At 60.2% G+C, this 20,794-nt stretch carries 18 protein-coding genes and 1 pseudogene; 12 read left to right on the plus strand and 7 right to left on the minus strand.

Annotated elements, in window-relative coordinates; translation table 11 throughout:
* Positions 1–118: 118 nt before the first annotated feature.
* Together ABIL25_06005 and ABIL25_06010 are read right to left on the minus strand one after the other, a co-directional pair.
* Complete coding sequence (locus tag ABIL25_06005; protein ID MEO0081828.1) at positions 119–463, minus strand: T9SS type A sorting domain-containing protein; 345 nt, start codon at positions 461–463, stop codon at positions 119–121.
* Positions 437–1,576 (minus strand): annotated as a pseudogene (locus ABIL25_06010) (C25 family cysteine peptidase). The gene ABIL25_06005 and the pseudogene ABIL25_06010 overlap by 27 nt, the downstream one beginning before the upstream one ends.
* 84 nt (positions 1,577–1,660) lie before the next feature.
* Between ABIL25_06010 and ABIL25_06015 the strand changes: the two are divergent.
* From ABIL25_06015 to ABIL25_06030, 4 genes are all read left to right on the plus strand, one after another.
* A complete protein-coding gene (locus ABIL25_06015; GenBank protein MEO0081829.1) occupies positions 1,661–1,990 on the plus strand; it encodes a DMT family protein in 330 nt (109 codons plus the stop codon).
* 251 nt (positions 1,991–2,241) lie between these two features.
* On the plus strand, positions 2,242–2,823 hold the full coding sequence (locus ABIL25_06020; GenBank protein MEO0081830.1) for a hypothetical protein: 582 nt from the start codon (positions 2,242–2,244) through the stop codon (positions 2,821–2,823).
* A gap of 914 nt (positions 2,824–3,737) precedes the next feature.
* The gene (locus ABIL25_06025) at positions 3,738–4,457 is read left to right on the plus strand and encodes a hypothetical protein (GenBank protein MEO0081831.1); all 720 of its coding nucleotides are present in this window, start codon (positions 3,738–3,740) and stop codon (positions 4,455–4,457) included.
* Between the two features lie 35 nt (positions 4,458–4,492).
* Positions 4,493–5,170: a hypothetical protein gene (locus tag ABIL25_06030; protein MEO0081832.1), complete on the plus strand. Its 678-nt coding sequence runs from the start codon at positions 4,493–4,495 to the stop codon at positions 5,168–5,170.
* Positions 5,171–5,195: 25 nt separating this feature from the next.
* Here the strand turns inward: ABIL25_06030 and ABIL25_06035 are convergent, their stop codons facing one another.
* Positions 5,196–7,856 (minus strand): S8 family peptidase, encoded by a 2,661-nt coding sequence (locus ABIL25_06035; protein MEO0081833.1) that lies wholly within the window; start codon positions 7,854–7,856, stop codon positions 5,196–5,198.
* A gap of 51 nt (positions 7,857–7,907) precedes the next feature.
* Here ABIL25_06035 and ABIL25_06040 point away from each other — a divergent pair, with 51 nt between their 5' ends.
* The 8 genes from ABIL25_06040 (at position 7,908) to dprA (ending at position 14,067) form a co-directional block, all read left to right on the plus strand.
* A complete protein-coding gene (locus tag ABIL25_06040) occupies positions 7,908–8,528 on the plus strand; it encodes an RNA polymerase sigma factor (protein MEO0081834.1) in 621 nt (206 codons plus the stop codon).
* Entirely contained in the window at positions 8,503–9,117 is a 615-nt protein-coding gene (locus ABIL25_06045; protein MEO0081835.1) for a zf-HC2 domain-containing protein, read from the plus strand. Before ABIL25_06040 ends, ABIL25_06045 begins: the two co-directional genes overlap by 26 nt.
* Positions 9,117–10,100: a hypothetical protein gene (locus tag ABIL25_06050; protein MEO0081836.1), complete on the plus strand. Its 984-nt coding sequence runs from the start codon at positions 9,117–9,119 to the stop codon at positions 10,098–10,100. Before ABIL25_06045 ends, ABIL25_06050 begins: the two co-directional genes overlap by 1 nt.
* Positions 10,101–10,104: 4 nt before the next feature.
* On the plus strand, positions 10,105–10,677 hold the full coding sequence (locus tag ABIL25_06055) for a PDZ domain-containing protein (protein ID MEO0081837.1): 573 nt from the start codon (positions 10,105–10,107) through the stop codon (positions 10,675–10,677).
* Positions 10,678–10,871: 194 nt separating this feature from the next.
* On the plus strand, positions 10,872–11,420 hold the full coding sequence (gene rsmD / locus ABIL25_06060) for a 16S rRNA (guanine(966)-N(2))-methyltransferase RsmD (GenBank protein MEO0081838.1): 549 nt from the start codon (positions 10,872–10,874) through the stop codon (positions 11,418–11,420).
* A gap of 34 nt (positions 11,421–11,454) precedes the next feature.
* Positions 11,455–11,943: a pantetheine-phosphate adenylyltransferase gene (coaD, locus tag ABIL25_06065; protein MEO0081839.1), complete on the plus strand. Its 489-nt coding sequence runs from the start codon at positions 11,455–11,457 to the stop codon at positions 11,941–11,943.
* 1 nt (position 11,944) lies between these two features.
* Entirely contained in the window at positions 11,945–12,976 is a 1,032-nt protein-coding gene (gene obgE / locus ABIL25_06070; GenBank protein MEO0081840.1) for a GTPase ObgE, read from the plus strand.
* Positions 12,973–14,067, plus strand: a complete 1,095-nt coding sequence (dprA, locus tag ABIL25_06075; protein ID MEO0081841.1) for a DNA-processing protein DprA — start codon at positions 12,973–12,975, stop codon at positions 14,065–14,067. The genes obgE and dprA overlap by 4 nt, the downstream gene beginning before the upstream one ends.
* 139 nt (positions 14,068–14,206) lie before the next feature.
* On the opposite strand, the gene ABIL25_06080 is transcribed toward dprA, so the two are convergent.
* The 4 genes from ABIL25_06080 to ABIL25_06095 form a co-directional block, all read right to left on the minus strand.
* Positions 14,207–16,765 carry a YncE family protein gene (locus ABIL25_06080; GenBank protein MEO0081842.1) on the minus strand — a complete coding sequence of 853 codons (2,559 nt, stop codon included), beginning with the start codon at positions 16,763–16,765 and terminating at the stop codon, positions 14,207–14,209.
* A gap of 67 nt (positions 16,766–16,832) precedes the next feature.
* Positions 16,833–18,728 carry a CocE/NonD family hydrolase gene (locus ABIL25_06085; protein MEO0081843.1) on the minus strand — a complete coding sequence of 632 codons (1,896 nt, stop codon included), beginning with the start codon at positions 18,726–18,728 and terminating at the stop codon, positions 16,833–16,835.
* A 180-nt stretch (positions 18,729–18,908) separates the two neighbouring features.
* On the minus strand, positions 18,909–20,150 hold the full coding sequence (locus tag ABIL25_06090) for a replication-associated recombination protein A (protein MEO0081844.1): 1,242 nt from the start codon (positions 20,148–20,150) through the stop codon (positions 18,909–18,911).
* Positions 20,151–20,592: 442 nt separating this feature from the next.
* Positions 20,593–20,794 (minus strand): hypothetical protein (locus ABIL25_06095; protein MEO0081845.1); only part of this gene is annotated, 202 nt, incomplete at its 5' end.

A 20,794-nucleotide genomic window follows, 5' to 3' on the forward strand; every position in this document is an offset into this window, starting at 1 on the left:
ACGGTGGGAGCAGCGCTGTGGGCGCAAGTGTCGCTCTCGAGCCAAGTCCAAGGTAAGAAAGCCGGCAGCGTAAAATGCCAGTGGGAAGTTACACAAAAGAATTGACACTACCGGGCTTTCAGCGCACAACCGCGAACCGGCGCGTGTGGCTTGCTGGACCGGATTGGAGTTTCACGAAGTAAATGCCCGGGTTCAGGTCCGAGCACGGGACCCAAATCCTGAAAGTGCCCCGGCGGGCTGAGGCGGACTCAAGTCTACGCACGAGCGCGCCAGATTCGTGGTACAGGTCGAGACTTACCCAGCCGGTGACGGGTACGGAATAGTCAACCGCGAAGACGGTACGCGCCGGGTTGGGCCGGATTTCAAGGCCGGACTGGGTGTTCACGGTCGAACGCTCCAAGATTCCAGTAAGACCACGGTGTCGAATGCGCAGGGCCGGGTCGCCGAATGTTGTCCACAGCACAGCCGGACCGTAGAGGTTATCGTTGGTCGGATACCGGGCAATGACTGAACACCGGGCTGCAAACACGGCGCGGCCTAGGCAACGTTCGCCGCGGACGAAGACGTTGTCCAGCACTTCCTTGAACAGAATCTGGCTTGTGCTATTGACGCCGCACGGATTGTATGCGACCGCGGCAACAGCGCCGCCCTTGCCCGATTCAATCAGGTACTCAGAGATGCAATCCCAACTGGGATTGTCGAAATACCCGTCGGTTCAACCCCGGTCGAGTACGATTGGTAGTGCATCGGCGTTCAGCAGCGAATCAACGTCAACGTAGGAGAAAAGCGTCTTTGAACCGGTCCAGGCCGGCGGCTGGGAGCCGTGGGCACAGTGGCACAGAAACGAGATGCCCTGGTTGAAACCGAGGATAGTCTTGTGCCGCAGGAAGGGGCTGGTTCCTTGGGATTCCACTACCCGGTATACCGAGTCGCCATTGGGACGGAAGTACAGCGTTTCGAGCTCGGTGGCGTTGGAGTCCCGGTCGTTTGACGAGATGAGCGCGGTCGTGCCGGTCCAAAGTCCGGTATCGGCAGAAGTCTCGTAACGGATGGTCTTGGCGACGAGTGATTCGGCACGGGCGGGCGTGTTCACCGGTAGTCGGCCGAGGATGATGTCTGGAATCGAGTCTGAGCCGGAGAGCGTCGCGTACCAGTTGTCCGCGCCGTGAACCGTGAGCCCGCCGGCGTACGCGTAGCTGAACTTCGGGAACAGTTTGACCGGGATGAAGTCGCCCGCGGTCGAGTCCTTGCAGGCATCACCGACTAGAAGCACGAACTCGGGCCGTGTGTTCCAGTAGCCGTACACTCTCTCAAGAAACGCACGGATGCGGTCGGTTCGGGTGCCGGACGGAAAGGTTGAGTAAACAAGACTCACCTCGACCATTTTCACCTCAAGGCCGAGGCTGTCGCGCAGGCGGCATAGTGGGTACAGCGCGCTGGTGAAATCAGGGTGGGTGATAACGAGGTAGTCGGCGCTGTTCTGTAGCAGTGAATCAGGCCTGGTGATAAGGTACTCGGCCTTTACCGGTACGGCAAAAGCAAGCGCGGCCAGGAGCAAACCACCGACACGTGTCACCAGAACAGGTTAAATCGGTATCGGCGCAGAGTCAACTTTGGCCGGGGTTGACACACGGCAGGCACTTACGGATACTTGCAACTCTTGCGGACAGTACTGTTGCTGGTCGTATCGAACGTGTTTATGACGTTCGCGTGGTATGGACACTTGAAGTACCCGAAGACGCCGCTCGTGCTTGCCATTCTTGCGAGCTGGGGCATTGCGCTTGCCGAGTACTGCTTCCAGGTGCCGGCCAACCGGCTGGGCTACGGCCAGTTCACCGGCGCTCAGCTTAAGACCATCCAGGAAGTCATAACCCTTGTCGTGTTCTCGGTTTTCTCGGTAGTTTACCTGAAAGAGAGTTTGCGCTGGAACTACCTGGTTGGGTTCGCGCTCATCGTGGCTGCGGTGTTCTTCATCTTCAACAAGTGGTAGTGCGGCTTGAGAGACGCCGGCCCGGTTTGGCCGGCAGCACTTGCCGTAGCAGGATGTAACAGCGGGATCACGCAAACCGGGTTCAGATGCGCTGTGCTGAACCATAGAGGAACGACACGTTGAAGCGCCAGCTTGTCATTGTGCTCTGCGTCGCGGTGACGGCGCAGGTACTGTCGTGTCTGGCAGCAAAGAACTGGCGGGTGTACGTGCGCGTTGGCCGCGGGCGGATTGAGGGATAGCCGGACGGTACGATGCTAGCCTACTTCCTTGCCATTCGGGAGGAGGACGGTGCAGTGCCGGACTCCGAGACTGCCGCGCAAGTGAGCTGGGAAGGTATCAACAATCCGGTGCGGCTTGTTCAGGGCAGCGTGCCGCTCTATGCCGGTTTGCTTTACTACACTGACCTAAGGGCTTTCCCGGCAACCGAAATCACCACGACGTTCGAACCACCAAGCGGGAAAACGGTTGAAGACCGACGCAATTACGCCAGCAACGAGCCGCTGCTCGACTACCCGGTGTTGACCGTGGACACGTCTGGCGGTAAGGCCATCGTCAGTATTGGGCCGGTGTCAGGCGCATTGAGCTATTTGATGCGGGTAACCGAGGGTGATGATCCGCTCAGCCACTCGGTCTGGAGGACGACAAACGTCGCAACGCCTTTCACTGATACCATCCCGGCTGGTACACTTGTTTCAGGCCGCACCTACCGGCTTTGGGGTGTTGTTGCTAACCTCGACCTACCGGCGTTGAGAGCGAACCCGGAAAAGATGCCATCGCTGCCCGCGAGCTTTGCCCACTCCGAAGCCAGAGGGCCGAGCTTCACCGCACCCTGAAGCCGCGTTACTCACGAACTGCGAGACAGGAGTACCAGGCTATGGCATATGCTCATTGTGAAGCGCCGGGTAGCCGCTTGCTTACTGCCGATGTCCAGGACTGGTTCTTGCACCAAGGTCACCCAGTTACCCCGGGAGTGACTCCCCATCTGAGTCGGGTTTTGAGCCAGGTTCTCAACCCAAGTCTCAGTTGTATGGTCACTTGCGTTCTGATGCCGCACCTGAGTGTGCGGCTCATGCGACGGTTGAGTTGCACTTTGACTGCTCGTCTCAGGGGCAATTTCAGGGCCGGGCTGAGTTGAGTTCTGAGTCAGGTCCTGAGAGGACGGTTCAGAATCCGTCTCAGCGAAGGTCTGAGTGGCGCTGTCATTCCGCTTCTGAGCCGAGACGTCAGTCTGCATTTCAGAGCGGAACTGAGAGCAGGGCTCTTGGTCGGACTTATGTGGACAGCTTCCAGAGTTCGAAGGCCAGATATGGTGAGTGTTCACGCGGAGGACTGGTTGTGCTGTGGATCCCATCACCCAATGCAGGCTTCCAGGACTTGGGTTTTCGCCTTTCCCGCAGGTATCGTCAGCGGGATGCGGTGCGACCGTCGTAAGAAGAGGCGGAGCGGTCAGTTGCGGGGTTGCTGAGGCGGTTAGCACGGTATTGGTCTGAGTCTTCGCAACCGTTTCGACTTGACCTGAATCCAGGTCTGAGGGGAGGAATGAATGTTGTCTGGGCACAGGTAAGCTTCGGGTCCCACGTGCCTGGTTTGCCGCAGCAGGGAAGAAGTGAAGCCAGGAGCGAGGTGGTCGAAGTTGTCGGCGCCATTGTGCAAGTCTGCAAGCCAGCGGCCTGTAGCGAACTCAGGAGTGGATTGTGTTTGGTTTTTGGCCTTGCGCCGGGCTGGCTGGATGTTACAATAAGCCAGCGTGAAGACGTTGAAGGTCAGACGACCGGACGGACTCCACTGCTTCTATTGCAATGCGGGCGTGGAGGAGAGTACGTCGGACTGCCCAGGTTGTGGCCGGAGCTTTGTCAGTGCCAGTGAATCAAGGACTGTGACCGGTCCGGCCGAGCCGGGACGTTGGCAACCATCCGCCGGGTCAGATCGGCTGAGGATGGCGTTCCGCAGGCAGCGGCGTAGCTACTGGCTTGCAGTTGTGGTTCTTGCAGCTTGTGCGGTGCTTCTTGGCACGATGTTTCGGCCGAGGAGTTGGACTCGACCACTACTGCCGAAGCCCAGGGCGATGCCGCCGGCCCACAAGGTTATTGAGACCCGAGACATGCCGTTCCAAGGCGTGGACAGATTGAGCGTTGCCGCGCTGGTGAGACCTGGTCTTGAACAGGACTCGCTGCGTGCCGTGCTTGACTGGATGCTTTATTCAGTCTTGGACGCGCACAACCGACAGGGCGGCAGGTCAATCAGAGTGGTCTGGGCCTATTTGCTTGAGGACTCACTGGCACCGAAGTCGAGCTGGCGGGCAATGGCGATATGGACTGACCCGAAGCTGCCTGCACGACTGCGACCGGCGGGAATCGGCGGTGATGCGGTGAGGGATGGACCAGTGGAATACGATTTCACGAACACCATAGGTTCACCCGGAAGCAGGACGGGCGACAGGAAGGCCAGTGTCGAGTCAGGGAGATAGTAATGTTTGGAGATAGCATCTAGAGGAGGAAAGAGATGAGAGTAGCATCAGTTGTTGCGGCGGTTGCGGTTGGGTGCGCGACCGCTTTGGGTTATGGCGGGTTTGGCGTTACCGCCTTGTTTGCGGATGTGAGCGGGCTGAATGAGCGGCTGACTGAGCTTAATACCAGGCCGGATTCGCTTGGCGGCTGGGGCGGCACTGATACGTTCCGGGTTCGCTCGCCGTTGTGGTGGGTGGGCGGGCACGGTGGTGGTCAGATTGGTAATGTCACGGTCGGCGGCGGTGGCGCGGTAATGTTGTGCAACGTCAAGGCCGATTCGCTCGGCGTTGAGCTCTTTGGTGCGCTGCCGTCGTTCGAGCTTGGGTATGTTCTCGAACCAATTGAGTATATGTGGATACGCCCGTGTCTTGGTCTTGGCGGCGGCGCCTGGGCCAGCTATGTGCACTCGCATGAGTCATTCAGCCAGCCCAACTTCGGTCGCTGGTTCTACGGCTGGTCAGCCGGACTTCAGCCAGCGCTTGAGGTCATGGGTAGACTGCCGTATCGCAAGGAGAATTTCATCGGCCTGTATGTCAAAGCCGGTTATGACCTTGCGCTGGCCAGTGGCTTGCTTGGAGACGAGGAACCGCCCGACTTCAGGCTTGGCGGGTTCAGGCTGGAGTTGGGGCTGAGATTCGACCGCAGGACGCAGGAGGGGTCGTTTCGGATGTAGGGCCGCGCGGGGTAGGTGGTTGCAGCTAACGCACAACCACAGCCTTCTGGCAGAATGCGCCATTAGCAGTCACGAGCTGAACTAGGTATACTCCTGGCGCGAGCGGAGGCGTGCCGAGGCGGAACCGCGTTCGACCACCGAGCCGGACCGGCTGTTGCTGTCTTTCGACAAGCCGGCCTGAAATCGAGTAGGTGCGCAATTCTGCGATTCCGGTTGTCGGAGCGATGAATTCGACTTCGGCGTTGTGCGTGAACGGGTTGGGCGTAATCCGTAATACGTATGGCCGCTTGTCCCGAGTCGGTGGTGGTGCCTCGACCACGCCGGGCAACCGTTCGCCGAACCATTCAAGAATTCTGCGGACCAGTGTCCATTTCTGGACGTACCGGGAAACAGCATGGTCAATCGCCTCGAACGGGATCGAGAAGAATACAAGGCGATAAGTGCCGGCATAGCGGATTGCGGACATTACTGTCGTGTCCGGGTAGTCACGAAACCGGGAACAGCCGATGCCGTGGTTGGCTGGACGGATGCCATCCAAAGACCGACCGTTGTTTGCGCCGCCGCCGCCGCCGGTAACCATCGTGTCGCCCCTGGTTATCGGGTCTTCAGGAATTCCGGGTAAGTAAGGTTTGCCAGTCGAGGAGTCGGCGAGCTGGGCGCGCAGATAGTCAGCCAGGAACGACTCGGACTTGAGGTTCTGGGCAATGCTCTGGCCGGATATTAGCAGGTTGCCGCCAGCGTCAAGGAATTCGGCAAGAGCAGTTCGGTCGGCCGCAGTGAGCGTGGTAACGGAGTCGTCGCCGCAGAACCATACTACGACCGGGTAGTGTCTGAGGGTTTCGGCCGTAGGTGAGCCTGACGCACGGATTGAGTACAGGTGGTACAGCACACCAGATGAGTCGAATGCGGCCGCGTACCACTTTTCGTAGTCAGCGCCATTGTCGTCGTCAACAATCAGAATCCGCGGTTCGCCGCAGACAACCTGGAACTCAGTATCGGGAAATGCCGGTTCTGGTGAGGCAGTGACCGTCAGGCTGAACAAAAGGTGCTGGGGCGGCGTGGTTTCGGAAACGCTCACGACGAATGAATCGGCCGAACAGTTGCCGCTTGAACCGGCAGCGATATCAGGAAAGGATGCCTCGGGCTTGAGTAGCTCGACACCGGGCTGGCCACACGCAAGGTACGCTGTTACGCCGGTTGCATCCTGCCAGCCCAGGGTGTTGTGATAGGTGACAATCACCGCGGTCGTCTCGCCTGGGTCAGGTCGGCCGTTGCCATTGCCGGAAGCGTCATTGAACCGCACGTCGGTGAGCACTAGATCACAGTAGTATCGGGGCAGAATAATGCGGCTGAGGGAAAGCCGTCCGGCACCGAGCATACCGGCCCGATAGAGGCTGTCCGGCATTGAGTCGCAGCACGCATAGAGCAGACTGCATGCCTGGACGTTCGTGAGTTCGGGATACGCGGACTTGAGCCAGGCCAGTGCTCCGGTCACGACTGGCGTCGCCATTGAGGTGCCGTCTTTGGAGCCGTAGCCGTGGTTGGTGACAGTGGAGTAGATGCCGGTGCCGGGCGCACAGACTTCTATCCACTCGCCATAGTTGGACCACCAGGTTTTCCGGTCGGTCTGGTCCGACGCTGCGACTGAAATGACCTTTGGGTAGTCGGCCGGGTAGAATCTGCGGTTCTGGCCGTCGTTGCCGGCACCGCCGATGAGCACCAGCCCGGCGTCCCATGCCAGGGAACACGCCTCAGCCATGACCGGCGAGGTGTTGTACGTGCCGAAGCTCATTGAGATTGCCCACGCACCTTTGTCAATCGCATAGTAGATGCCGGCGGCGGCGGCAAGTTGGCTGATGAGTCCGTATGCACCACAACTGAAGGCAAAGCTGCGGCAGTTCCACGGTACACCGGCGACTCCCTTGTAGTTGTCAGTGACCGCGTTTGCGATACCCCAGCAATGAGTGCCGTGGTCATCTTCGGGCCGGATTGGCGCCGGGTTCGGGTCGGACAGGAACAGGTCATAACCGATGACATCATCCGCATAGCCGTTTGAATCCTGGTCCACAGAGTCAATGTCGCCTTCGGGCGCAGGCAGGGTATCGAATCTTCGGTTGCCGTTCAAGTCCTCAGGGATATTGACCCAGAGGTTGTTCTCGACGTCGGGGTGGTGCCATTCACATCCAAGGTCGAGAACGGCAATCAGCACACTGGTATCGCCCCGGAACACATCCCAGGCATAAGGCGCGCCGATTCGGGCCAGGTGCCATTGGAGCGGATAAAGGGTGTCATTCGGCACCGCAACAACTGGCATCATATAGTCAGGTTCGGCGTACTCTATCAGGCCAGATGATTCGTACGCTGCCTTGGCCGCAAACACGTCCTGGCCTGGATCGAATCGGAGTATGTAGGTAAGTTCACAGCCGTGTTTGCGAGCCCGCAGCCGAGGGCTGCGGACAAGGGGCGATACGTCCGACACGCCATACTTGTGGTTAAGCCGGTCAAGGGCCGGGACGCCAAAAAGGCCGCAGCCCGGACTGACCAAGTTGTGCAGCTCGGGCTTTAGTTTGACAGCAAGCACGCCAGACCGATATTGCCGGCCATCTGGAGCAGTAAGAATCCGGCCAGTAGTCCAGCCAGAGATTGCGGCACAGTACAGGAGAACTGCAAGGTGGAAATGAAACATGAGACCAGCTCCTCAGTTTGACTTGCGTTAGGCGATCATGAGAGTATCTTCTTGAAGTGGAAGATGTCAATGCCAACCCAGGACCTGAGGCCGAGTAACCATCCAACGGCCGGTTCGTCTAAGACTGATGAGAGCAAAGTGTGTGAGATTGCCGAGTCCCTGGAGTTGACGACGGGCCGAGCTAAAGAGCTTGAATTTGAGCAGTTATATGCCGAACATAAGGGCAAGGTATTCTCGACTGCGTACCGGCTGGTCGGTAACCGGCCGGATGCTGAGGACATCACGCAGGACGTATTTGTAAGGGTCTTCAAGAACATGGACGCATTCCGGGGCGAGTCCGCGATTTCCACTTGGATATACCGGATAACCGTGAACGCGTGTTTTGACTTGCTGAGGAAACGGAAGCGACAGCCTTCGGTTCCGCTCGAGGAATGCCCGGAGCCGAGTATCGGTTCCGGAGGACTGGGAAGGCTGATCGAAACCATGGTGCGCAGCCTGCCCGAAGCGTATCGCAAAGTTTTTACGCTGTACGACATTCAGGGACTCAAACATGGCGAGATTGCCAAAGTCCTCGGTATCACCGAGGGCGCAAGCAAGTCGCTTTTGCACCGGGCAAGGGCACAGTTGAGAAAGCGTCTGAGCCCGTATGTCCGGGAATGGAGGGGAAGATGAGACCAGGAGTTTTGCAGGCTGGATCAGAAGGCGTCGTAGAGAGGAGGAGATTACGGAACAACACCATTCTGATGAAACGCTGAGCGCATTTATTGACGGTGATATTGAGCCGGAACAGGCAGAGAGAGTTGGACAGCACCTTGAAAGCTGCCCGCTTTGTCGCGAGACAGTTGCCGAGCTTACTGCGATCCGGGATACGGCGCGGGGGCTTGAGCAGCTCGAACCTTCGGCCCAGACCTGGTACCGAATCAAGCGCCGGGTCGAGCGACGGACCGGATTGATCTGGCGTTGGAGTCTGGCCGGAGCGGCTGCGGCCGCAGCGGTGGTCGTTGCGGTCGTAGTGGTCAAGAGCCACACAGCAACGAGGCCCGATGCTCATGTGGCGGCTACGTATTTGAGCAGGGAAGCCGCGGCTGCCATACTTGCAGCCGAGCACGAGGCGTACATCCGGGGAATTGACGAGGCAATTGAGGAGTGCGAGGCGGCCATGGCCGAGAATCCACGGAACATGCGGGTCAGGACAGTTTACCTTGCTGCCCTGTCCAGTCGTGCCAGCGCGATGGACCTGTTCGGGGCCGGGGGGAACTGATGGCTGTGACATTCGCGATAATTGCACTGGTGCTGGGCCTGCCGGTTACCGCCATCAGGACCGTGCAGTGCGAAGTGCCCTGGTCATCGGGTATGGAGGTCAAGGTGACGCACCGGTACGGTGCAGTTTCAATCACCGGCCGAGACCAGGCCAAAGTCGTCGCGGACGCAGTCATCCGGGCGACCGCAGCCGACAGGCGTCGTGCTGATGAGCTCGTTCAGGGCATTACAGTAAGGGCGACCGCGTACCAGGATACGGTGTCAGTCAATACCGTTTACCCTGCAGACCTGGAGCCGACCCCGGACATGAGCTACGAAGTTGACCTGGCACTTACCGTGCCGAGCAGCGCCGTGGTCCTGGTTCGCAATTCGTTCGGCGACATCACGGCGACCAACCTTGGCGCTCCATGCCGGCTTGAGAACCGGTTTGGTAACGTTGTGCTTGATCAATGCCGGGACGGTCAGGTTCGGAATCGGTGCGGCGACGTGCGGGTCCGACACAGCACCGGCTCACTTGCGGTTGAGAACAGTTTTGGAAGCGTATTCCTGGACAGCGTCTCGGACCGGGCCGTTGTTCAGAACCGTTATGGCGACGTGCGCGGTTCGGACATGAGCGGCGTTGTCCACGTTGACAATCGGCTGGGCACGGTCAGTGCGCAGCGAAATGCCGGCAAGTTGACGGTTGTCAACTGCTTTGGTGATGTGTCGGCCCGGGTTGATGACGTCGGCCTGACCGACCTCGACGTCGTATCGGAGCTGGGGCAGGTCGAGCTGAATTTCGGCCGGCTCCTGCCGTTCCGGCTAGATGGTAGCACGCTGGAAGGAGCAATTCACCACTCTGCACTGCCGGTCAGAGTTGAGCAGACCGGCCAGCATCGGATTGTTCACGGCGCTCTCGGCCAGGGTGGCCCGGTGATAAGACTGACCGGTGCCTGGACTGATTTCCTCATTCAGGCCGAGTCGGGAAACACACAAGAGAGGTAATCGCATGAAGAAAGCATGTTGTGTGCTGCTGGCAATGATGACTGCGGCGTCTTGGCTTTTCGCCCAGGAGGACACAACTGAAGTCAAGCAGGGCTGGCTCGGGGTGTACACCGAGAACCTGAGCTGGCCGATGCTCATCGCCCTGAACATTGAGCACGGCGTACTCGTGACCGAAGTGGCCGAAGGCTCGCCAGCCCAGGCTGCGGGGTTTGAGGTCGGCGATGTCATAATTGAGCTTGACGGTCAGCCGGTTGAAGATGGCCAGTCGCTCCGGGCGCTGGTTCGCGACCGGCCGGAAAAGAAGGTTGTCGCACTAATCCGCCGGCGAGGTCAGGAGAGAAGAATCATTGTGACCCTGGGCGCAAGGAAGGAGACGAAGTGGATTGGCCACTTTGATTTTCCGCAACTGCCCGGAGTGCTACACTCGGCGAACACCGCCTTGCGCAAGGCGGTAGCTGGAATGAAGCAGGAATTCCAGGGCCTGTCGCTGGATTCGCTACGCAAGGAAATCAGTGAGCTGCGCGCAGAAGTGGACCGGCTGAAGAAGAAACTCGAAGAGCAACTAAAGGAAGAGTAGTCCGGCCCGAGCGCACAGTGCCGGACGTTCCAGGCCCGAAGCCCAACTTTGGAGTGCACAGGCCTGACTGTGCTCCAAGAGCGGCAGCACGCTGCCGCAGTCAACAGTTTTCCGGTGTCGAACGCCGGCCGGTTTGGAATCCCAGGCATTAAGCACTCCTTTGACTTCTCGGCCTTGGCAGATATAGTGCAGCCATGCGTGTGTGTGCCGGTCGGTACAAAGGCAGGACCCTTGTTTACCCGCGTACCGGCCTGAGGCCAACCAAAGACATCACACGCCAGGCGATCTTCAATATGCTTGGGAGTCTTTCCTGCGGTGCAAGGGTGTGCGACCTTTTCGCCGGCGGCGGTGCACTCGGCATCGAGGCGCTTTCCCGCGGTGCGGTCGAAGCGATATTCGTCGAGAAGAGCCCGGCGGTGCTGCGTTTCCTGCGGATGAACGTCCGGGGTCTTGCCGGCGCGCGTGTTCTGCGTGGAGACGTGCTTGCGGTTATGCCCAGACTCGGCAGCGGGTTCGACATCGTACTGGCCGACCCGCCGTATCTCAATGGATTGGTGCAGGCGACTCTTGACAAGGCTGCGGACCATGGCCTTGTGCGACCGGGCGGTGTGTTCGTGCTAGAGCATCACAGACAAGAGCGGCCGGTACCGGGTGCGGCCTGGGAGCTTGTGAGGCAGGGTCGGTACGGCGAAACCTGGGTTTCATTGCTAAGGAGGCAAGATGTTGAGGGAAAAGGCAAGTAAGAATTCGGAACTCATTACGAGGAGCCAACCGGGTATGAAGGTAGCGGTGTACGCCGGCAGCTTCGACCCGGTAACGCTCGGTCACCTGGACGTGCTGCGCCGTGCGACCCGGCTCTTTGACCGGGTGGTGGTAGGCGTTGCGCAGCGGCCGGATAAGAAAGCACTGTTCACGCCGACCGAACGGGTCAGTCTGATACGCCAGTCGGTCGGCGACATGCCTTCAGTCGAAGTCGAGGCATTTGACTGTCTGCTTGTTGATTTTGTCCGGCGCAAACGAGCCTCGGCCGTGGTACGCGGACTCAGGGCGGTGATGGACTTTGACTATGAGTTTCAGATGGCGCTTACCAACCGCAAACTGGCGCCTGATGTTGAGACCGTGTTCTTTGTGCCTTCGGAAAAGTACTTCTACCTGAGTTCTTCGCTGGTACGGGAGCTTGCAGCGGTCCACGGGCAGGTCTCCTGCTTTGTGCCGCGGCCGGTCGAGCTGGCGCTGGAGCGTAAGTTCGCCACCAAGCGCAGGTAGCGTGCGGTTTGTTGATGAAGCGGTAGTACGGGTCAAGGCCGGCGACGGCGGGGCCGGCTGCGTGTCGTTTCGCCGGGAGAAGTTCGTCCCAAAAGGCGGGCCGGACGGTGGTGACGGTGGCGACGGCGGGTCAGTTTTTCTTGTCGGTCAGGAGCAGCTTCAGACCCTTGCTGACCTTGAGTATCGGCGGAACTATCAGGCCGGCCGGGGCCAGCACGGCATGGGTAAGTGCCGGCATGGCCGCAAAGGCGCAGACGTGGAAATCCCGGTGCCGCTGGGAACCGACGTATTCCAGGTCGGGCTCGAGAAGAAGCTCGGCGAGATACTTGAGCATGGCGCAAGATTGCAGGTCGCCCGGGGAGGCCGGGGAGGCAGAGGCAACGCACGATTCGCAACTCCAACTGAGCAGGCACCAAGGAAATCTGAGCCCGGCGAGCCAGGCGAGGAGCGCGAACTTAGACTCGTACTACGCCTCGTGGCCGACATCGGCCTTGTCGGCTTGCCTAATGCCGGCAAGTCAACCCTGCTGTCGGCTCTGACCCGGGCACGTCCCAAGATAGCGAGCTATCCTTTCACAACCCTGACACCGAACTTGGGCGTGATGAGAACCAAGGACTATAAGTTCACAATTGCTGATATGCCGGGCATCATTGAAGGAGCACACCTGGGCAAGGGGCTTGGGCTTGGGTTTCTGCGTCATATTGAGCGGACTCGGATGATTGTTTTCGTAGTAGATGCCTCCGGCCCGGACCCAGTGGCCGATTTCAGACAGCTGTGCCGCGAGTTGGCCGAGTACCGGCCAGAACTTTTGGATCGACCGAGGATTGTGGCACTGAACAAGTCAGACCTTGTACGCGGGCAGACCGTGCCTGCCGGCTTTGATGCACCGGTGGTTTTGGTTTCGGCACTGCGGGGAGATCGGGTGGATGAACTGCGGGCGTTGATTGACCGACATTTTCCGGCCAGAACAGGCAGAGATAGTGGTTTCAGGGGCGAAGCACCTGATTCCCGATGCGTCGCGCCAGAAGAATGATGATAAGGCCAGCGCGCAGCTTGGACGATGCGTTGGTTGATTTGCTCTCCGTGCCCCGCATGACCGGCCCCAGACTTGCAAGTCTTCTGGCACGGTTCGAGAAGCCGGAGCAGGTGTTTCGTGCTGGCCGGGATGAGCTGGTTGCGGTTGACGGCGTGGATGAGGAATTGGCCGAGGCAATCTTGTCCTACAAGCGGAATGCGGGTCTTGAGCGCAGACTGGAACAGGCGCGTGCCCTAGATGTGTGGACGATGACCGTAACGGACCCGAACTTTCCGTCACGTCTGAAAGAGCTTGCCCACTGTCCGCCGGTGCTGTTCGTACGGGGCGAAATCAGCGAGCAAGACCGGATGGCAGCTGCGGTAGTTGGTACGCGGCGGCCAAGCTCGTACGGCCGGCTCGTTGCCGAGAAGCTGGGTCGGGACTTGGCCGAGCACGGCGTGACAGTGGTCAGCGGCCTGGCGCGTGGGGTTGATACGTGCGCCCACCGTGGAGCCTTGGCGTGCAATGGCCGCACGATTGCGGTGCTGGGGTGCGGCATAGACGTGTGCTACCCGCCGGAGAACCGGTCGCTCGCCGAAGAAATCGCTAGCCACGGAGCACTGGTCACCGAATTCAACCTCGGAGTCGGGCCGCTGGCGATGAACTTTCCACGGCGGAACCGGATTGTCTCCGGGCTGTCGCAGGTCGTCATCGCGGTCGAAGCTGGTGAGCGCTCCGGTGTTCTGAACACAGTCGCCTGGGCCCGGGATCAGGGTCGGGTCGTATTTGCTGTGCCGGGCCGGCTGACCGACCAGACAAGCGTCGGCACGAACCGACTCCTGCGTGATGGTGCGAAGGTGTTTGTTGGCGTTGAAGATGTGCTGCGTGAGCTCGGTGTTGCCCTGCGGCCGGCCGAACAGGCAGCGGTCGAGGTTACAGAAGACGAAAAGCCGGTGATGGATTTTCTTTCCGGCGATCCTCAGCATGTTGACGATGTATGTCAAGCCCTAGGGATACCGGTGTCCACACTGCTTGGCGTCCTGGTTCGGCTTGAGCTCAAAGGTCTGGTCCGGCAGCTTCCGGGCAAGCTGTTCGTGCGGCAGGTGTGATGTTCTCGATGCATCAAGGCCAGTCGCACTCCGACCACAGGCTTCGTAGCTTGTTTCGAGGCATCCGGGCGACAGGGTGTTGTACCTTGTAATCTGTAAAGCACCGTTCGCTGCTGACAGTTATTGGCCGGGTTGGTAGCTAGCGTATGAGCACGAGCGGCCGAGTGCAGGCCGCGTTTCCGGCGACAAGCCTCACAAAGTAGGTCCCGGCTCCAAGTCCGGCAGGGTTCCATTGCAGTCGCGTCAGCCCGGCTGGGCAGGTGGCGTCGAGGATTGTCGCGGTCTTGCGTCCGGCACGGTTCCAGACCTCAAGCCGCACACGGGCTTGGCTTGGCAGGTTGACCGTCAGCTCGACGCGGCCGCGAGCGACCGCGGGCAGGTGCAGTCCGGGATCGGGCAGGGTGCGAATCCCTCCGAACGCTCCGGTCGGCGTCCAGTCAACAAGCGAGACCCAGTCCGGGCCTGGCATCGCGACCGCGGCCATTTTCGCGGCCGGAGCGCAACTAAAGACCGAGGGCACAGCCGGTAGCTCGATGTGGTCCGTGCCCTTGTGCAGGTGGCCGGGAATCGAGCCGGTCGGGCCGGTGAGCACGATGGGATTGCCGCTCTCATCAAACTCAACCTGGTACACCGGGCCGTACGCTGAATACGATTCAGTGCGGATAACTCCACCGGTCTGGGGGTTGACTGTGACCAGGGTCTTGCCCGAGTAGGTGCACAGGCTGATTTCGTTGCGCAAAGGGTTGCGGCGCAGCCGGGCCGGGTACTGGCCGGTCGGAAACGTGCCGATGACCGAGGAGTTCGCACCGTCAATGCGCATCACCGTGTAGCTGTTGCCGAAGTAGTTGGTGACGATCGCGTACTCGCCGGTCGAGTCGAACTCGACGCCGAGCGGGAAGTCGCCGACCGCGAGCGTGGCGACTACGGTATTGGTCGTGGCTGAGATGACCTTGACGTTGTCGTCGAACGAGACCGCGGAGAGCACGTACTCGCCGGTCGGGCTGACCGCCAGACCGCTGCAGATGCCATATGCGGCCCAGACCAGGCCGAGCTCGCCGACCGGGATGTCCGCGACCTTGTAGCTGGCAGCGCCGGCCAGACGGACGACCGTGATGCTGTTGCCGACGATGTTTGAGATGTAGGCCAGGCTGTCGCCGGGCGCGATGGCGATGTCGGTCGGGCCGGACCCGGCCGCGATGGTCGCAGCAATGGAGCCGGTGGCAAGGTCAATGACCCGCAGTGTTGTCGTGGCGATGCTTGCGGCCAGGGCCCAGCGCGAGTCAGACGTTACCGCGCAGTTACGGGGCCGGTCGGCAATCGGCAGTACGGTGTCGAGCGTGCCGGTGCCGACGTTGATTATCGCGGCGTTGTCCGAGAGCACGCCGGACGAAATTACCCGGGAGCCGTCCGGCGCAAGGGCGATGCCGAACGGGCAGTCACCTTCAGGGTCGGCGCCGGCATTGGTAGTGCCGCGAAACATTCCCGGGCCCGGAGAAGAGTAGTCGTAGAAGTACAGGCCTTCGTGCCGGTGCGGGTCAAAACCGACCGCGCGGGTGCCGGCAGGTGAGACCGCACCGACCGACTGGGAATTGCCCGAGTGCTGGCCGAGGACTGAGTCGAGCGCGAAGTCAACGATTGAGAAGTTGTACTGGCCGCTGATGGCCCGCCTGTGGTCGGGAGATACTCCGACCCAGAATGCGGTGTAGGTGTTCGAGAACACCTTGAAGTCGGACGTGGCGAACCGGACAAGGCAGCTCTTGTTGTCCGAGATGCCCAAAAAGGCCTTGGCCCCGGCCGAGTCAACCGCAGTCTCATAGGTCATCAGGCTGTGGCCGGTGATGGTTACCCCGGCGTCAACTTCCCGGGTTGCGAGGTCAATGCGGCGGACCACGCAGGGGTTGGCGCTGTTGGCGATGACCGCTTTCCTACCGTCGCCGGACAAGGACACGAACCGGCAGCCGCCGATGCCGGACAGGGTATCGGCAAACTCACCGGTTGCGGTGTTGATCCAGAAAATGGTGTCAATGCCGTCCGGTACGATGATGTGCGACCCGTCCGGTGTCAGGGCAAAGTCCGAAAACGTCGCACTCCATCGGCCGTTCTCGGAGTTGAACGTGTAGGTGGAGAGGAAGTAGCGGAAGTTGGCGATGGTCGCAACCCGGGTAAGGGTCGCAAGGTCGTACACCTCGCAGGTGTTCGAGATGTCGCAGGCGACATAGGCCCTGCTTTGGTCCGGTGAGACGTGGACGGTCCAGGGCTGGACTCCGGACTGGAGCCGGGCCGCGATTGTCCAGTCCGACAGCCGGACAATCACGACCGAGTCGGCGAATGCCCGGGTAATGACCGCGAAGCTGTCGGTGACCGCGATGGCAGAGGGGAACGAGCCGACGTCAACGTTGCGCTCGACCTGCATCGTGGCCCAGTTGAACACAGTGATGTTGCCGGTGGCGCGGTTGGTGAGAATGACCCTGGAGCCGTCGCGGGTGAACGCGGCCCAGCCCATCAGGTCACCCTCAGGCGGTACGCCCGGGTCAATGTCGGTCTTCGTGTAGGTGAAACCGGGCAGGAAGTCGGCAAGAGTCTGGCCCGGGCCGGCGACCTCGGTCACGAGCTGTGGCTCGGCGGTGCGGCTCGTGAGCGGGGTAGAGCCAAGGACAAGGCAGGGCAGCAGGCAGAGTGCAGACACGATTCTGGACATGTTGTTTCCTTTCGCTTTGCCGGCTTTACTGACAACGGTCTTTTGTTCTGTAAACAGGCTATTCAATTTACCTCATTTTTAGGAGACGCAGTGGTGACATGTCGGCTGCGTGATGTTTGAGGAAGTAGACGCCCGGAGCCAGTTTGGCGCCGACTCGGTCGCCCCGGCATTCACCGACCTCGCGGCCGGCGATGTCAAGGAGCGTGAACCAGTCGTGCTCGTACCCAGGAACACGGGCTGAGCCGACAAACGGGTTGGGACAGACTTCGCATCGTCCGGGCGTGAGCCGCGGCGTTTTTTCTTCCATAGCCACCGGGCCACCGATGACCGGGAGCAGCAGCCGGGTCGCAATCCCGGGCGAGTGAAAGATGACGTTCGTAGCGACAAGCGCGCCTGCAGTGTCGTTGCGTCGGAACGGGCCGCCGGTGTTGGGGTTGCGCTCGAACCGCGGGAAGTTCGATGAAGTGATGCTGACTCTGAGTCGGTGTCCCTGGTTCCATACATTGGCGATGCTCCAAAGGTCTATGTCAAAAGTGTCCACAACACCCGGGGTTAAGAAGTCCTCGCGGTCAAAGCCTTTTCGATGCCGGGCCTTCAGGATATTGTCGGTCATGAGGATTGAGCGGCCGTCAGGGTACACGTCTGAAACCCGAACGGCCCAGTCGGTGTCGGTACGGTCAGACGAGGCATAGAGCAACAGCCTGAGCTTGCCGACGACCTTGAGCGGCTGGGCCAGCGGCGGAGTGGTGTAGACCTTCACGTCCGGCCTGGACTCTAATGGCCTTTGGTCTTTCGGGCCGTACCCGCCGGGTATGCCGATGTACTCCCTTCCGCCGATTGTAGGGCAGGGGTCGCGCGGGTCGTAGCGAAACGTGTCCGGCGGCTCGGCAGATACAGGCGGGCTCTGGGACAGGACCCCGCCTTGTCGTAGATACCACGTTGTGTACTGAGCATCGGGCGGCGGCCAGGTGTCGGTCTTGACCCAATGGTTCCAGTTTGTGGTGTCCTGGGTGTCGCAGTCGCCCATCAGGTAGTAGGTCACGCGGTCGCCGATGTTCCCGCTTCCCTGGAGACAGGGGTCGTACCACTGCTCGAAGAGCAGGGTGTAGTACTCGGTTTCCAGTATCTCGGCGTTTGCCGGATAGGTCAGGTCGCCCTGCTCGCGTTCGTTGAACCCGTAGTGGCCCCAGGGGCCAATGAACAGCTTCTGGTTGTGGTGCCGACGTTGGAGCTCAGTGAACGCTTCGAGCTGGCCGTCGGTGTACATATCGTACCACCCACCGACGTGGAACTGGGGGTCGTTGACAAGACCCCAGCGGGTACGTAGGTCAACCGTGCCCCAGAAGTCAGGTGTGTACAATGGGTGGTTGGCAACCGAGTCAATGAGCCAGGGCGTGTGCTGAGCGTTTAGCCAGGTTTCGACCAGGGCCTTGCGGAACTCGCCGCCAGTGTAGGCGACGTGGTGGTACAAGCTGGGGCCGGCAACGATAGGTGCGGTGCAGGTGAGATGCGGTGGCAGAGCCCCAGCTGCGTAGTATTGGGTCATGCCCGGTGCCGAAGCGCCGAACATGCCGATCTTATCGTTCGACCACCACTGTGCGGCAATCCACTCGATGCAGTCATACCCGTCCTGGAGTGCGCCCCATCCGTCGGTGAGGAATAGCATCGGTTCGCCCTGGGACCCGCCGGTGCCGCGCAGGTTCTGAGAAACGAGCGCGTATCCCTTGACGTCGGTTATCAAGAGCGCAAGCAGGCTGTCAATGTCGCGGTTGTAGGGCGTGCGCTGGAGAATCGTCGGCCAGGGTGGAAGCGAGGTGACCGGGTAGTATATGTCAGTGGCGAGCTGGATACCGTCCCGCATCCGGACCATCCTGGTTTCCTTGATGAACGCCTGGGCCTGGGTTATGACCAGGCTCTGCAGCAGTGCGGCCACGGTCAGCACTCGTTGACAACCGTTTCTCATAAAGCCTCCTCGAGCCGTTGTCGCATTTCCGAAGAGTTTCGGACTATACGGGTGCAATCCGCCTTGCGATGTTCAGACGGCTCTGTTTCCACTGTCAAGTTCTAGCCGGATCTGACCGACTGTCAACTGCCGACAAGTAACAAGGTTCCACTGCCAACAGTCTAATCCCTAAGGGCGGGGCTAGTCCGGTTTGAGGGCGCGGCGCTTGCGAAGCTCGGCTTCGAAGCCGCGATCGGTGGGATGATAGTACTTGCGGCCCCGAAGCCGCTCAGGCAGGTGCTCCTGGTTAACGCGGGCGTCCGGGAAGTCGTGGGCGTACTTGTAGCCATTGCCGTACCCGAGGCCTTTCATCAGGCCGGTCGGCGCGTTGCGCAGGTGCAGGGGCACCGGCTCGGTCTCGGTCTCAAGCGCGTCCTTCTTGGCATCCTCGTAGGCCTTGTACAGCGCGTTCGACTTGGGCGCGAGCGCGAGATACACGACCGCTTGGGCAAGCGCAGTGTTGCCTTCAGGCATGCCGATGAAGTGGACCGCGTCCTTGGCCGCGGTGGCGATGAGCAATGCATTGGGCTGGGCCAAGCCGACGTCTTCGGAGGCGAAGCGGACGAGCCGGCGCGCGATATAGAGCGGGTCTTCGCCAGCCTCAAGCATCCGGGCAAGCCAGTAGAGTGCACCGTCCGGGTCAGAGTCGCGTAGAGATTTGTGTAGCGCGGAGATGAGGTTGTAGTGCTGCTCGCCGGCCTTATCGTAGAGCAGGAACTTGCGTTGGATGACTTCCTTTGCCAGTTCGAGGCTGACTCTGCGCCGCGGAGCTTCGGCTGCCGTAACTGCAAGTTCGAGCGCGGTGAGTGCGGCGCGGGCGTCACCTTGGGAAATCATCGAGATGTAGTCCAGCGCGTCCTCGGCGACCCGAGCCTTCAACGCAGCCAAGCCCTGGGCCGATTCAATGGCACGGCGCATCAACTGCTTTAGGTGTTCGGGCTTGAGCTGCTCCAGGACATAGACACGGGTACGGGAAAGCAGGGGCGCGATGACCTCGAACGAGGGGTTCTCGGTTGTGGCGCCGATGAGCACGATGCGGCCAGATTCGACGTGGGGTAGAAATGCATCCTGCTGGGCTTTGTTGAAGCGATGTATCTCGTCCACGAATAGGATGGTCTGGCGGGAATGAGCCCGGCGCTCGAATTCAGCCCGCTTGATCACTTCGCGGATGTCTGCGACACCGGAGGTGACGGCTGAGAACTGGACAAAATGGGCCTTGGCATACTGGGCGATGACCAGAGCCAGAGTGGTCTTGCCCGAGCCGGGCGGGCCCCAGAATATCATCGAGTGGAGTTCGCCCTTTTCTATCATCCGGCGCAGGGGCTTGTCCTTACCGAGCAGGTGGTCCTGACCGAGGATTTCGTCCAGGGTTCCGGGCCGCATCCGGTCGGCCAGGGGCGCGTCGCTTGATGAACTACGTTCTATGCAACACGCGCCGGGATAGAGTTCAGATTCTGGTGCAGTGTCTGAGGTGGTGGACCTGGAGGAGTTCTTTGACATCGAGTGATTATAGACTTGAGGTCAGCAAGTCAAGCAGAAGAGGATGAACGCCTAAGCTTCACGCAGCTTGTTCTTAGGCTGTTTCTGTACTCATGGTGCGCCCCGATCCCTCGTAATGTAGAGACAGTTCGGATGAGCAGATTCCGTGAAGCGCGGGAGACCCGGCAGGGCCGGGTCTCCCGCTGTAATTGCCGCCTCTCTAGAATTTCTGTGGTGCCCACAGGGCTGGCATCAGACGGGACGCTAGCCGGTAAGATGCCTGCATCAGCCTCCACTTAGCGACGTTAGATTATACCAGCAAATCCGTCTTGGGTCAAACATCATTCTATGAAACTAGGGCCGGCCAAGGCACATCGTGACCCCCTGCCTGACGCTTGCGCGTTTCATATGATACCCGTAGCGCCAGCAACTCGTCAAGGTCGAGCGCAGGCAACAGGGGCCGGCCAAGGCACATCGTGACCCCCTGCCTGACGCTTGCGCGTTTCATATGATACCCGTAGCGCCAGCAACTCGTCAAGGTCGAGCGC

The organism is candidate division WOR-3 bacterium (genome assembly GCA_039801365.1).
GTDB lineage: Bacteria > Hydrothermota > Tepidihabitantia > Tepidihabitantales > Tepidihabitantaceae > JBDRUN01.

Coding starts and splice junctions, on each gene's coding strand:
- ABIL25_06020 (MEO0081830.1), top strand. CDS start 2,242: ATGCTAGCCTACTTCCTTGCCATTCGGGAGGAGGACGGTGCAGTGCCG.
- ABIL25_06030 (MEO0081832.1), top strand. CDS start 4,493: ATGAGAGTAGCATCAGTTGTTGCGGCGGTTGCGGTTGGGTGCGCGACC.
- ABIL25_06035 (MEO0081833.1), bottom strand. CDS start 7,856: ATGTTTCATTTCCACCTTGCAGTTCTCCTGTACTGTGCCGCAATCTCT.
- ABIL25_06045 (MEO0081835.1), top strand. CDS start 8,503: ATGTCCGGGAATGGAGGGGAAGATGAGACCAGGAGTTTTGCAGGCTGG.
- ABIL25_06050 (MEO0081836.1), top strand. CDS start 9,117: ATGGCTGTGACATTCGCGATAATTGCACTGGTGCTGGGCCTGCCGGTT.
- ABIL25_06055 (MEO0081837.1), top strand. CDS start 10,105: ATGAAGAAAGCATGTTGTGTGCTGCTGGCAATGATGACTGCGGCGTCT.
- rsmD (MEO0081838.1), top strand. CDS start 10,872: ATGCGTGTGTGTGCCGGTCGGTACAAAGGCAGGACCCTTGTTTACCCG.
- coaD (MEO0081839.1), top strand. CDS start 11,455: ATGAAGGTAGCGGTGTACGCCGGCAGCTTCGACCCGGTAACGCTCGGT.
- dprA (MEO0081841.1), top strand. CDS start 12,973: ATGATGATAAGGCCAGCGCGCAGCTTGGACGATGCGTTGGTTGATTTG.
- ABIL25_06080 (MEO0081842.1), bottom strand. CDS start 16,765: ATGTCCAGAATCGTGTCTGCACTCTGCCTGCTGCCCTGCCTTGTCCTT.
- ABIL25_06085 (MEO0081843.1), bottom strand. CDS start 18,728: ATGAGAAACGGTTGTCAACGAGTGCTGACCGTGGCCGCACTGCTGCAG.
- ABIL25_06090 (MEO0081844.1), bottom strand. CDS start 20,150: ATGCGGCCCGGAACCCTGGACGAAATCCTCGGTCAGGACCACCTGCTC.